General features: G+C 57.7%; 12 protein-coding genes and 3 pseudogenes. 7 read left to right on the top strand and 8 right to left on the bottom strand.

All coding sequences use genetic code 11. The features are described 5' to 3' along the window. Positions 1–94: 94 nt before the first annotated feature. The 5 genes and pseudogenes from NKJ73_RS33595 to NKJ73_RS33575 form a co-directional block, all read right to left on the bottom strand. Complete coding sequence (locus NKJ73_RS33595; RefSeq protein WP_352572639.1) at positions 95–418, bottom strand: hypothetical protein; 324 nt, start codon at positions 416–418, stop codon at positions 95–97. After that, positions 354–803, bottom strand: coding sequence for a hypothetical protein (locus NKJ73_RS33590; protein WP_352572637.1), 450 nt, complete (start codon positions 801–803; stop codon positions 354–356). Before NKJ73_RS33590 ends, NKJ73_RS33595 begins: the two co-directional genes overlap by 65 nt. Next, a complete protein-coding gene (locus NKJ73_RS33585) occupies positions 701–1,645 on the bottom strand; it encodes an aminomethyltransferase family protein (RefSeq protein ID WP_352572635.1) in 945 nt (314 codons plus the stop codon). The genes NKJ73_RS33590 and NKJ73_RS33585 overlap by 103 nt, the downstream gene beginning before the upstream one ends. Next, positions 1,551–2,576, bottom strand: a complete 1,026-nt coding sequence (locus NKJ73_RS33580) for a hypothetical protein (RefSeq protein WP_352572633.1) — start codon at positions 2,574–2,576, stop codon at positions 1,551–1,553. Before NKJ73_RS33580 ends, NKJ73_RS33585 begins: the two co-directional genes overlap by 95 nt. A 408-nt stretch (positions 2,577–2,984) precedes the next feature. After that, positions 2,985–3,607, bottom strand: a pseudogene (locus NKJ73_RS33575) (IS3 family transposase); the annotation flags it as partial. Positions 3,608–3,857: 250 nt separating this feature from the next. Between NKJ73_RS33575 and NKJ73_RS33570 the strand changes: the two are divergent. The 6 genes from NKJ73_RS33570 (at position 3,858) to NKJ73_RS33545 (ending at position 9,491) form a co-directional block, all read left to right on the top strand. Then, a complete protein-coding gene (locus tag NKJ73_RS33570; protein ID WP_352572641.1) occupies positions 3,858–4,070 on the top strand; it encodes a hypothetical protein in 213 nt (70 codons plus the stop codon). Between the two features lie 244 nt (positions 4,071–4,314). Beyond that, positions 4,315–5,400 carry an ABC transporter substrate-binding protein gene (locus NKJ73_RS33565; RefSeq protein WP_352572631.1) on the top strand — a complete coding sequence of 362 codons (1,086 nt, stop codon included), beginning with the start codon at positions 4,315–4,317 and terminating at the stop codon, positions 5,398–5,400. Positions 5,401–5,467: 67 nt separating this feature from the next. Then, entirely contained in the window at positions 5,468–6,295 is an 828-nt protein-coding gene (locus NKJ73_RS33560; RefSeq protein WP_352572629.1) for an ABC transporter permease, read from the top strand. Beyond that, the gene (locus NKJ73_RS33555; protein WP_352572627.1) at positions 6,282–7,127 is read left to right on the top strand and encodes an ABC transporter permease; all 846 of its coding nucleotides are present in this window, start codon (positions 6,282–6,284) and stop codon (positions 7,125–7,127) included. Before NKJ73_RS33560 ends, NKJ73_RS33555 begins: the two co-directional genes overlap by 14 nt. 6 nt (positions 7,128–7,133) lie before the next feature. After that, entirely contained in the window at positions 7,134–8,237 is a 1,104-nt protein-coding gene (locus NKJ73_RS33550; protein WP_352572625.1) for an ABC transporter ATP-binding protein, read from the top strand. A 153-nt stretch (positions 8,238–8,390) separates the two neighbouring features. Next, the gene (locus NKJ73_RS33545) at positions 8,391–9,491 is read left to right on the top strand and encodes a mandelate racemase/muconate lactonizing enzyme family protein (RefSeq protein WP_352572623.1); all 1,101 of its coding nucleotides are present in this window, start codon (positions 8,391–8,393) and stop codon (positions 9,489–9,491) included. A 464-nt stretch (positions 9,492–9,955) separates the two neighbouring features. Here the strand turns inward: NKJ73_RS33545 and NKJ73_RS33540 are convergent, their stop codons facing one another. The 3 genes and pseudogenes from NKJ73_RS33540 to NKJ73_RS33530 all read right to left on the bottom strand — a co-directional run bounded on the left by NKJ73_RS33540 (position 9,956) and on the right by NKJ73_RS33530 (position 11,410). Beyond that, positions 9,956–10,258, bottom strand: coding sequence for a hydantoinase/oxoprolinase family protein (locus NKJ73_RS33540; protein ID WP_352572621.1), 303 nt, complete (start codon positions 10,256–10,258; stop codon positions 9,956–9,958). After that, positions 10,255–10,766, bottom strand: a pseudogene (locus NKJ73_RS33535) (hydantoinase/oxoprolinase family protein). Before NKJ73_RS33535 ends, NKJ73_RS33540 begins: the two are co-directional and overlap by 4 nt. Positions 10,767–10,786: 20 nt before the next feature. After that, positions 10,787–11,410 (bottom strand): annotated as a pseudogene (locus NKJ73_RS33530) (hydantoinase/oxoprolinase N-terminal domain-containing protein). A 209-nt stretch (positions 11,411–11,619) separates the two neighbouring features. On the opposite strand from NKJ73_RS33530, the gene NKJ73_RS33525 reads away from it, so the two are divergent. Next, entirely contained in the window at positions 11,620–12,312 is a 693-nt protein-coding gene (locus NKJ73_RS33525; protein ID WP_352572619.1) for a GntR family transcriptional regulator, read from the top strand. The last annotated feature ends 151 nt before the right edge of the window (positions 12,313–12,463 follow it).

Genomic DNA, 12,463 nt, shown 5'->3' with positions numbered 1-12,463 from the left:
CTCCGCTAAACACGGGGGCTGCGCGGCGGACACGCCGACGTCACCGCAATGCCACGCCATTTTGCAGAACTTGACGCACACAACTTCTGTCCGTTCAGCTCAGCGCCGGCGGCATGGCCTTCTCGATCCGCAGGATGCCAAGCGCCTCGGTACCGTAAGGCGTCGCTCCGAGATCGGCACCCAGCTCCGTCAGCCGCTCCATCAAAGCGTGGCCGTATCGTGCGGGAACCGCAATTTCATAGGCGAGTTCGCCCGAAAACGAGATGCGGAAGAGCCGCGCGCGCAAGCCGCCGGAGACGGTCAGCGCCGCGCAGGCCATGAAGGGGAAGACCTCGTTCGACAGGTCGAACCCGTCAACGATCCGGGCGAGCAGGGTGCGCGATTTCGGCCCCTGCGACGGCGATCTGCGCCCAGGCATCGGTCGTGGAGATGAGCTGGACGTCGAGTTCCGGCCAAAGACACTGCCGGCGCAACTCCATATTGCGGTAGACCAGCCCCGCATTGGCCGTCGTGGTGGTCACCACATAGTGATCCTCGGCCAGCCGCGCGCAGGTGCCGTCGTCATAGGCAAATCCGTCTTCGCGCAGCATCAGCCCGTAGCGGACACGGCCGATCTTCAGCGTGGCCATCATGTTGCTGTAGAGCCGGTTGAGAAATTCGCCCGCGTGCGTGCCCTGGACATCGATCTTGCCGAGCGTCGTCACATCGCACAGACCCACGCCGCTGCGCACGCCCATGGCTTCACGATCCACGCTCTGGCGCCAGTGCGTTTCGCCCGCACGCAGGAAATATTGGGCACGCATCCACTGGCCGACCTCCACGAATACCGCACCTTGGGCTTCTGCCCAATATGGGTCGGTGTCAGGCGGCGCGGTCGAAAATGCAGCTCCCTATCGCCACCGCCCAGCACCGAAAGCGCGACGGGCGTGTAGGGCGGGCGGAAGATCGTCGTTCCGGTTTCGGCGATTGACCCGTCGGTCAGCTCCGCCATAACGGCCAGACCGACCACATTGGCGGTCTTGCCCTGGTCCGTCGCCATGCCCAGCGTCGTATAGCGCTTCAGATGCTCGACAGGCCGCATGTTCTCGGGATGGGCGAGTTTGATGTCTTTCACCGTGACGTCGTTCTGGAAATCGACCCAGGCGCGTTTCTTGCCTGGCACGTGTAAGATGGGCGCAATTGTGTAGCCTTCCTCCTCAGCGCGCGGCAGATCAGGCAACCGCGCCGCGATCCCAATCTCCTGCAGCGCGTACCTCGCCGTTTCCGCACCTGAACGCAGCGCCGCAGCGGTCGAGAAACATCCCGCCGCAGCGCCCGCGGGGAGCATGCCCGAAGGGCCACCTTCACCGGGCAGGAACGCCTGCAAGGCATCGTTCCAGACCGGCCGCCCGCGATGATGCGAAGCCAGGTGAACATTCGGATTCCAGCCCCCGGACACACCCAGCGCGCCGCAATCGATCCATTCGGATTTGCCGTCGGCCTGAACCTCGATCGCCGTCAGGGCGAGCCGTCCGCGCGAGCCGGTGACCCTGCCCCCCGCGATCAGGTAGTCATCCCGAGCCTTTTGCCTCGGGGCGTGCGTCGATAACAGCGGCGATTTGGATGCCCTTGGCGGCGAGATCGCGCGCGGTACGATGTCCGTCATCGTTATTCGTAAAGACGGCGATCGTCTCAAACGGGGGTACCGCCCAGCGATTTGCGTAAGCCCGCATCGCGCCGGCCAGCATGATGCCCGGACGGTCGTTGTCGGCAAAGGCGATCGGCCGCTCCGTCGCGCCGGCAGCCAGTACGGCGCGTTTGGCCGTGATGCGCCAGAGCGTTTGGCGCACACGGTCGTCCGCTTCCAGAAGGTGATCCGAAACCCGTTCCACTGCGCCATAAATTCCGTGATCATAGACGCCGAACACCGTGGCGCGCCGCATCACCCGAATATTCGGCAAGAAATCGAATTCAGCTTCCAACGCGGAGATCCAGTCGCTGGCCCGTGCTCCGTCCAGCGTTTCCGTCTCGGAGAGAAGCCGCCCACCAAAACGGAAATCCTCGTCGGCCAGTATCACACGCGCGCCGGAGCGCAGCCCCGTCAACGCCGCCGCTAGCCCGGCCGCCCCCCGCCGATGACCAGCAGGTCGCAATGCAGATAGCCCTTCCTTGTCATAGACGTCGGGGTCCGGCCGCATCGAGAGGCTTCCGAGGCCCGCCGCTTTGCGGATGGCGGGCTCGTAGAGCTTTTCCCAGAAGCCTTTCGGCCACATGAAGGTCTTGTAGTAGAAGCCCGCCGTGAAGAAGGGCGACAGCAGGTCGTTGATAGCCAACGCGTCGAAGCCGAGCGAAGGCCAGCGGTTTTGGCTGCGCGCCTCCAGTCCGTCGAACAGTTCGACCGTTGTCGCGCGCGTGTTAGGCTCCTGCCGCGCGCCCGAGCACAGTTCTACGCCATTGGGCGCAGGTTGAGCAAGCGGCGCAGACGCGGCGTCGCCATCTAGCGCAGCGTCGGAGCCGGTTGGGGTAATGATCTTGGCGAAGGCCGCCGGGGTCCGGTAGTTCAGCGAGGAGTGAGGCCTCGCGGTGTTGTACAACACGACGACAGAACGCCCACGGTACCGAGGAAGGCGAGGTTCTCTATCCTTGGCACCCATGGTCCGGCAGCATCGTTCACATTCATGAGGTGATCGAGAAGGGTGGCGGAGAGGTTTTTCGCTGCACCGTCTCCGGTTGCGCGTCCGATCGCTGGCTGGAGGTTCCGGCCTGGATGTTCGATCGGGCGGCCCGGGCCATGTGGCGGGTTGGCGCCGCCCCCTGTGTCGATCTTGCCGCGCTCCGTGCCTTGGCGACGCTCCTACAGGACGCAGTGGCTGTTTCCGGCGCTCCATCGCAAATGCGGGATTCGAGCGCAGCATTGGGCTCTCACGACGCGAATCGGGGAGATGTTTGTCCATGCTGCTCCGATATCATTCTCTGGACCGCCGGAAGGTAGAGTTTCCCGGCTTTCACGATGGCGGGCTGGCGGCGCCATCGGGATTGAGCAACGAGATCGGGGCCTTGTGCCCGATCGCCCCATGCGGGCGCACCTCGTTGTAGTATCTGCGCCAATCCTCCAACTTTTCAGAGGCATCGGCAAGGGTCAGGAACCAGTGGGCGTTCAGGCACTCCGCCCTGAAGCGGCCGTTGAAGGCTTCGATGTAGGCGTTGTCGGTGGGCTTTCCCGGCCTGCTGAAGTCGAGCGTCACGCCTTTCGCGTAGGCCCATAGGTCGAGGTCGCGGGAGACGAACTCGGAACCTTGGGCGACGCGGATCGTCTTCGGATAGCCGATCTTCGGACAGTCTGTTCCAGTGCCCTGACCACATCCTCCGCCCGATAGCTGAAGCGCGGGTCGAGCACAGGCACATAGCGGGAGAACGTGTCGACGACCGTCAGCACACGGATCTTTCTTGCCCGTCGCCAGTTGGTCGTGAACGAAGTCCATCGCCCAGACCTGGTTGCTTTGCGTCGCATCGGCGCGATCCTCCCGCAGCTTCGCCTTTAGCGATGCTTCGGCGACTTGTTCCTGAGCTGCAAGCCCATCTACTTGTAAAGACGATAGATTCGCTTGGGGTTGACCGCCCAGCCCTCCTCACGCCTCCGGCGAAGACCGGCCTTGCGCGAGCATGGCACGGTAGCGAGTCAGCGCTCATAAGTTCGTCCTACCAGTGTAATTAGCAGCACAGCATGAGCCATGGGACGTTATTGACCAGGCCGGAGCGGCGTCGTCCTCGTTGGCTGAAGAGGATCAGTGCCGGATACTGGCCGCGGCATTCGCGCCCGGGGCCACAGTGGCGGCGGTGGCGCGCCAATCCGATGTCGCGACCAGCCTGATGTATAGGTGGCGCTGCACAATGAGAGCCGTAAGCGGGCTTTGCCGAAGTTGTCGTGGTTCCCGATAAGCCTGTCGCCGCTTCGGTCCCAGCCCGCGCCACCAGCAGTGATCGAGCTGGGGATCGCCGGCAAGGTGCGGCTGCGGATTCCGCCGACCACGCCGCCGATACTGGCGGCGGCCATGGTGAAGGCGCTGGGCGCTTCAAACGGCTGTGCATGACGGGTGGGCAAGGAGTCTTCCAGACTCATATCCGGCAGCGCGGATGGAAGGCCGCGTGCCCACGCTGGCGACGGTCACCACATCGTTGGCGCTCGCCACGAGACAATCGCTACCAGGTTCGTCGGGTGAACTGCTAACATTGATTATCTGGTTCCCAGATGGGCCCGATATCGAAATTATGCTTGTCAACTGGACACACTGGGGTCTCCCTTCATCAAGGAAAAACAACAGAGGGGAAGAATAAATGGTCAATTATCCGGTGTCACGACGCAAATTCCTGAAAGATGCAGCGTCGGCTACGGCCATTGGCGCTCTCGGCCCATTGGTGATAGGAAGGGCGTACGCCGCCGACACAATTACTGCAACTGAATGGGGTGGCAGTTACATAGAGCAAATCCAGAAACTCGCGGCAAAACAGTCGGAGATCCAGGTTAACTGGCAACTGTATTCCGGCGGTGCGGCGCTTATTCTTCCGAAAATTAAGGCTTCATGGCCAAACCCTGGCATAGATCTTGTAGCGGGGTGGGATCTTTCAATGCAAGCAATCGCTCGGGAAGGCTGGGCAGAGCCGGTCACGGTCGAGAAGCTGCCGAACTTAGCCGATATTCCGAAAAAGCTGCTGATCAAGGATGGTGCGGGCAATGTGATAAACATACCACGTACCATATCGTCGATGTTCTGGTTCTATCGCGAAGATAATGCTCCATTTGAGATTACCAAGCTGGATGATCTTCTGGACCCCCGGCTGGCGGGGAAAGTATGTTTTCCGGCGCCGAGTTACAGCTCTAATATACAGATGATTGGGATCGCGCTTCACAGAGGTGGTGACGAGCGGAACATGGAGCCAGCTTGGGACTTCGTGAAAGAGTTGGCACGCAGCGGAAATATCGGCCGCGTAGCCACAGGCGATACTGATATTATTAATTCCATCAGCTCCGGCGAGACTTGCATAAGCTTAATTGGGGGTAGCGGCACGATTAATATGGCGCGCTCCTTCAAGATCAAATACCTAACCAAAATGGATGCGGAGTCAGGATTCCGGACGTTTCTCTACCAGGAGGGATGGTGCGTACTCAAGGGAGGGCATGCTGATGCGGCGTTCAAATTCGCAAACTTTGCGATCAGCGCGGAAAACAACGAAGAGTTCAACCGTAACATTTCTGGAATCCCCGTCAATGTAAAGGCGAGATCGTCGGACGAAGTGAAACCCATGGTTTTCAACGAGGAGGAAATGGATCGGTATATCTACATTCCAGACTGGACTTATGTTGCCGAGCAGGCCGATTCGTGGATGAAACGATGGGAGCAGGAGATCGTGCCACTTCTTTAAATTAGGAACGCGGTGCCCGAAATGAGCACAAAGTCGGAGCGAGCGAATGAGGACTATGCGGGGCCAAATGCTACTGCTGTTCCCCGCAGTGGCCTCATTTTTCCTATTCCTTTTGCTGCCGATGTTGGCGGTGGTTGATCAGAGTTTTCGCATTTTCGAGCCAGGTCGGATTGGCGCGACGGCCGAAGCTCTGCTTACCACCGAAAACTACACACAGCTCATGCTCCCGGTTTATGCGCGATACTTTATTCAGACTTATCTCCTGGCCTTCTGCGCGGCCGCCATCGCCATTCTCGTTGCCTTTCCGATTGCGTATTGCGTTGCCAGGCGTGCATCGCCGCTAGTCAGAAAGGCAGCCATCTCAGCCCTTATCGGCCTCATGTTCCTAAGCTCACTAGTTCGTGTCTATTCAATTGATTTGACCTTCGGTACCGTCGGAATATTTGCGCGGATCGTGTCCGCCGCAGGGATAAATACCAATAGCTATCTGTACATTGATTTCGTGGTCATCGCGGGATTGCTCCACTACGCAGTACCATTGTCGATCCTGGTTTTGATCGGGGCCATACAAAATCTCAATCCGCGCCTCGCAGAAGCAGCTCAGTCCCTAGGTGCATCGGCAGCCAAGGCTCATATCACGATAACGTTGCCATTGTGCATCCGCGGACTTCTCTCTGCGTTTCTGGTATCGATGACAGTTGGCGTGAGCGCCTTCGTTATCCCGTTGATCCTGGGCCGAGGACGCGTGCTATTTGTATCAAATCTAATTTACAGCCGCTTCGGCGAAGTTGCGAATTACCAGAGTGGAGCGGCAATCTCGATTATCATGTTGATTTTTTCTTTGCTCCTGATTTTTGTCATGTCCACAATCGGCACATCATTTGACCGGCAGTGAAAGAATGCTCAGCAAGAGAAGTGCAGATTCCCTGCTTGGTTTGTGCGTAAAGGCGATTATCGCGGGGACAGCAATATTCCTCCTGTTCCCGGTGATTGTTACCGTGTCCATGGCATTCGACGGGCGGGACTTCATGGGCCCATTTCCTCCTACGAGCGTGTCGATGAAATGGTTCGACCGGCTTTTCAATAATGCCTACTTGTGGTCCGGGTTCCAAACCAGCTTGCTGCTGGCAATTGCAACGACGGTCCTTGCGACGGTGATTGGCACATCAGCGGCGGTGGCGATCGGGCGAATGTCTCCGCGATGGCGTGACGTAACAACCACCATATTTTTGTCACCACTCGTGATACCCGGGGTGATCATCGGATTCGCGTTACTTATGTTCTTCTCTGTATTTGACCTCCTTCCGACTTTTGCAAGGCTGCTTGCGGCTCATTTAATCATCGCATTGCCATACACAATAAGGATGACGTTGATCGGAGTTACGGGCATAAGCGAAACGCTCGGCGAGGCCGCGTTGAGCCTCGGCGCGAATGGGCGACAGACATTCTTCACGATCACCTTGCCTCTGGCCAAGAGCGGCATTTCCGCAGGCGCGATTTTCGCATTTGCATTATCGATGGACGATGTGGCGATCAGTATATTTTTGTCTGACTACAATACTTATACACTCCCCGTTGCTCTAATCAGTTTAATGAAGTCCAAGATGGATCTCACAATCGCTGCGGCAGCTGCCATCCTAATGGGGATGACCGTCGCTTTGCTGGTCGTTCTGGACCGCGTAATCGGCCTTGAGCGAGCAATCGGTCAGGGCATTTATAAGGCTTGATCGCGAATGAGTGTTCTGTTGCTGAAAGACGTCACCAAAAGGTACGGCGCATTCACCGCCGTCGATGCCGTGTCTTTGAAAATCGAGAAGGGAAAGGTGCTTTCTCTTTTGGGGCCGAGCGGTTGCGGCAAGACGACTACTCTCCGCATCATAGCAGGTTTCACGTCGCCTGACAGCGGAACCGTGGAAATCTCCGGGAACAATGTTGGCCACTTGAAGCCCTATGAACGCAACGTCGGACTGCTATTCCAAGATTACGCGCTGTTCCCTCACATGACCGTGGCTCAGAATGTCGCTTACGGAATGTGGTATCGCGGAACGCCGAAATCGGAGATACCCTCTCGTGTCAAACAGATGATGTCACTTGTTCAGTTGGCTGGCATGGAAGACAGATATCCGAGCCAACTAAGCGGTGGACAGCAGCAGCGCGTCGCGCTTGCGCGAGCGCTTGCAACGGACCCCCAGATTGTTCTTTTGGACGAGCCTCTGTCTGCACTTGATGCAAAGCTTCGCCTAGAACTGCGTATTGAGTTGAAGGAGATCCTCCGGTCGGTCGGCGCGACCACCATCGTTGTCACCCACGATCAGGAGGAAGCTCTTAGCTTGGGCGACGAAGTCGTCGTCATGCGGAGGGGGAAAATCGTTCAGCGTGGATCGCCGACGCAGATATACGCGGAGCCCAGCGACAAATTCGTCGCCGAGTTCGTCGGGAGGTCTAACTGGTTTTGTGGATCAAGGCGCGCCAGCTCGAGTGAGGGCGTTAGCATCTACGTCACAAGCGAAGGAATGCAGATCCACGCAAGAACTCCGATATCCAATCAACCCGACCATGCTGATCTATGCGTCAGGCCAGAAAACATCGCGCTCACGGATGGGGAAGCGAGTGAAGTAGCTAAAGACGCAGAATGCAATGTTCTAAAAGGTATTGTGCTCGACGTGGCACCGCTGGGCGCCGACATGCATGTGGTCGTCGAGCTTCCTGGTAAGGGCAGATTGCTGGCCATTCGAAAGAATGTCGGGAGAACTCCGGCATTTGTAGCGGGACAACCCGTGCACGCCCATTTTTCAGCGTCGAATGTCCTTTTGTTTCAGGCTGGTGGGCATGTGTGAGGTGGAGACATGTCAGATGCAACCAAGATTCCGGTGAACCAAATTCTGTCGTCTCGCCGGCATATGCTCCGGCATGCGGCTTGCGCGACGAGCGGATCATGTCTCTGCTCGCAGTTAGTGTATCCAGGCTAGACGACACGGAGGTAATTTCTAATGAAAATAACTCGCATATCAGTTTTTCAGATTGTGACGCCTTGTCCACGCTACAGCCTATCACGTGGTCGGACTTGGACATCGTTCGAAAGCACTATTGTAGCAATCGAAACTGATGCGGCGATCGTCGGATGGGGCGAAGTCGAAACGATGGGAGGGAACTATCTGCCGGCGTTCGCAAAGGGGGCCATAGCAGCCATTGACGAATTAGCTCCTCACCTCATTGGAGAAAATCCGCTCCAGATCGACCGAATCAACTATCTGATGGACCATTTCTTGTATGGCCACCCATACGGTAAATCACCAATCGACATGGCTTGTTGGGACATCCTCGGCAAAGCAACTGGAATGCCGCTGTGCGATCTTCTCGGCGGAAGGTTCGAAGGCGGATTAAATCTTATGTGCGACCCTCAGGGGTCAATTGAAGAGTTGTTGGCGGAGACCGCGGCTTTCCGTGAGAAAGGCTACCGGCGTATGTCATTGAAGTTGGGCGGAGATGTTGCTCAAGATGTATCAAAGATTCGGGCAATGTTTGATCATGCCAAACCCGGTGAGGAATACTACGCCGATTGCAATCGCGGTTGGACGCGGGACCAGGCCCTCCGAGTAATGCGACAAATTCGCGATCTTGATGTCTATATAGAGCAGCCTTGTTATTCATATGACGACTGCCTCGCAGTGCGGCGTCGGACAGATCATCCAATGATTCTTGACGAAATAGTTGACTCGCCTGAGATGGTCATGCGGATTATCGCTGATAGTGCAGCAGACTTGATTAACATCAAGATCTCGAGAGTGGGTGGCCTTACAAAGGCCCGCCGTGCGCGTGATATCTGTGTGACGGCAGGAATTCCGATGACCATTCAAGATGTGGGGGGAACTGGAATAGTTCAGGGAGCGATTTACGGTTTGGCGCAGTCCACCCCGAAGGAGTTCCGCCATTCTGTTTTTGACCCGCTAGCACGTAACCTCACCGAGGGATTTACGGATGCACCCATCCATGGGGGAGTGGCGGAAGCCTCGGATCGGCCCGGACTCGGTCAAGAACCCTTACCGGGTAGCCTCGGCGATCCAATAGCTGTGTATGGCGGCAGGGGATAAGATAGTCCCGGCCGGCCAATGCAACGCGATGGTATTTTGGAAGGCTGAACCCACGAATTGCTGCTGCAGATCTCCTCGACGTGCTTCGCTCTGTGGCGGCGCACGTCGTCCTTGATTTCTTGTAATTGGCAGGTCACAGTTATTGCTTTTCCTCGATGTCCGCTATGGCATCCGCGATAGTTCAGCTTGCGCGTCCAACAACCTGGACTTTGGCTTCCCGCCTGGAGCTGCTTCGCCCATCGCGGAACCCGGATGTATGCTGAGGCAACCTACGATTTCCCGATCATCACCGAAACCGTAGAGGAAGCATGGGCGGATACCTTGTCCGAGGAGATCCAGGCCTTGAGTCAGCCTGCATAGCGGCTGCCAAATGCTTAGTTAAACTAGGCGCGATTATAATAACTGCAGACTGCGGCTTCTTTATCCGGCACCAGGCTGCCGTTATGAATGTCCCTGTGGCGCTATCAAGCCTGCTTCTGGTGCCGACGCTGCTCGGGCAGTTGCGTCCAACTGCCAAGCTCGCCGTCGTGACAGCCGACTCGACTAGTTGCACTGAGCCCGGTTTGATTTCGTCTATCGCATACTGATCCAAAATGCTGTCGATCAAGCCGATCGTGACCACGCTCCACCGAAACGGAGCGCACGGCACGAACCATGTTAGCGCAGACAATATTCAATATGCCCAGCGCGGCGACCTCGACCGAGAGCTTTAGCTTTGCCGCGATGGGCTCAATGGCCCGGCGCGCTTCCTGGATGTCGAGCGTCATAGCGCCGTTGAGCAAACCGTGTGTCGAAGCCGTCCGAGCGCGAGGTTCGCATCCGTGACAGTGGCGGCGATGCCACCAAGGCCGTAACAGGCCGGTCCTGGATAGGCACCGGCGCTTTCGGGGCCAACTTTGAGTAAGCCGTCCCGATCAAACCAGGCAATCGAACCGCCGCCCGCCCCTACCGCGTTGATATCGATCGCCGGCAGGCGGATCGGAAAGCCCTCAATCGAACGGTCGTGCGCCAAATCGAACTGGTAATTCCGAACCAGGGCGACGTCCGCGCTCGTCCCCCCATATCGAGGGTTATGACATCTGGAATGCCCGACTTGCGCGCCATTCGTGTCGCGCCGACGATGCCGGCAGCCGGACCCGATAGAGCGGTCCTGATCGGAAATCGACGCGCCCGATCCAGCGACATCAGCCCCCCGCTTGACTGGCTGATATTTACCTCGATGGGCCCGATCCGCTCACGCACCTCCCGATCTAATTTACCGAGGTAGCTGTTCATGACTGGCTGCAGATAGGCGTTCAGAGCCGTAGTCGAAATGCGTTCATACTCCCGGAATTCGGGATGCACCTCCGAGGAGACAGAAAGGGAATCATGGGGAAGCGCGCTCGCAGCTCAGCAGCCAACCGATTTTCATGATCTGCGTTCTTAAATGAAAAGAGAAATCGTATCGCGCATGCCGTGACAGAAGATACATCCAGTTTGGCGGCGACGCGGTCTATCTCCTCCGATGTCAATTCAACCAGAACTTCGCCGCTTGCGGACACCCGCTCCTTGACCTCAATGCGGTTTTTTCTATCCAGGACAGGCCTCGGGAAATCCGCCTGAAGATCGTAGATCTTCGGCCGCACCTGTCGACCGATCTCGATTAGATCCTTGAACCCGTCAGTGGTAAGCAAAGCGACCGTAGCACCCTTGCGCTGGATGAGGGTGTTGGTGGCTACGGTCGTTCCGTGACAAAGCCGGCTGATCGCCTCCAGGGGCACACCCGCGCGCCGTTGCAAGTTCCGCTAGCCCGTTGATGATTGCCGTCGCGGGTTTTCCGGCGTCGACGGCCTCTTAAACGACACGGACATGCCGGTCTTCGCGTTGACAGCGAAGAAATCTGTGAATGTGCCTCCAACGTCAATGCCGACATTCCACATTTTCAGCGTAACTCCATATTGATACACTGTGTATAATAATCGGCGATAGCGGTCACAGGGGGCTAGGGGAGTGCAACCCAAAATTTTCAGCTTCCCGCGCTGATTACTCGAGACGCTGCACGGTCGAGGCGAGGTCCGGGTTTTTCTCGCGTGCAGACTCTGATAACGGGGCTGTCCCTGCACTGTCGCGGCCCTCCAACGGTGGCCTGATGGAAACAAAGAGAAATGGACGGGGAAGGCCTAAGGGGGAAAGCAGCGCCGCAGTATATCAGAGCCTGCGAAGCAGGATTCTCAATGCCGAGCTCCGGCCTGGAACGGATCTGAACGAACCGGACCTCGTGGAAGAATACGGGGTGTCACGTACGCCTGTGCGTGAGGCGCTAATCAAATTGGCCTCCGATGCCCTAGTTGAAGTAGTGCCCAATCGGGGCGCGCGGATAGCGCCGATCGACGTCACCGAAATCCCAGCGCTGTTCGAGGCGCTTGAACTCGCAGAGCGCGCCATCAATCGCTTCTGTGCGCTCCGACACACGTCTGCGCAACTCACTCAGATCGAGCAGTCGAACCGAGCTTTCGAACGAGCTTCTTTCGAGCAAGATTATGGACGGATGGCCGATGAGAATCTTCGGTTCCATGGAGCCATCGCCGCAAGCTGCGGCAACCGTTATCTAGGCGACCACTATGTCACATTGGCCAATATGGCCATGAGACTAAGCCGGCTCGGTTTCGAGAACACCGAGGGTCGAAAGGTGAATGATCAATACTACGGCACGGTGACGCAGCATCACCGCGACATCGTGAAAGCAATCCGCGCCGGCGACGCGGACGCCGCGGATGAACTCGCCAGACGGCATCAAAACCTATTCCGGCAGAGGCTCATGTCAAGCGAAGTGAGGATTTGACCCCTGGGGCGAAACGAAGAACTGACCCCCTCATCGCTTTGCGGTTTCGTTGGTGTCGGGCGTGGGGGGGGGGGGGGGGGGCAGTAAAACGAGGACCCCGGGAAAGAGCAACGCCGCGAGGGGCCCACCCTGCGGGGGGTAGTCGGAATAT

The sequence above is a fragment of the Mesorhizobium sp. M0074 genome, assembly GCF_040322975.1.
In the GTDB taxonomy this organism is placed as follows: domain Bacteria; phylum Pseudomonadota; class Alphaproteobacteria; order Rhizobiales; family Rhizobiaceae; genus Mesorhizobium.
This window is presented reverse-complemented; position numbering and strand designations above follow the sequence as displayed.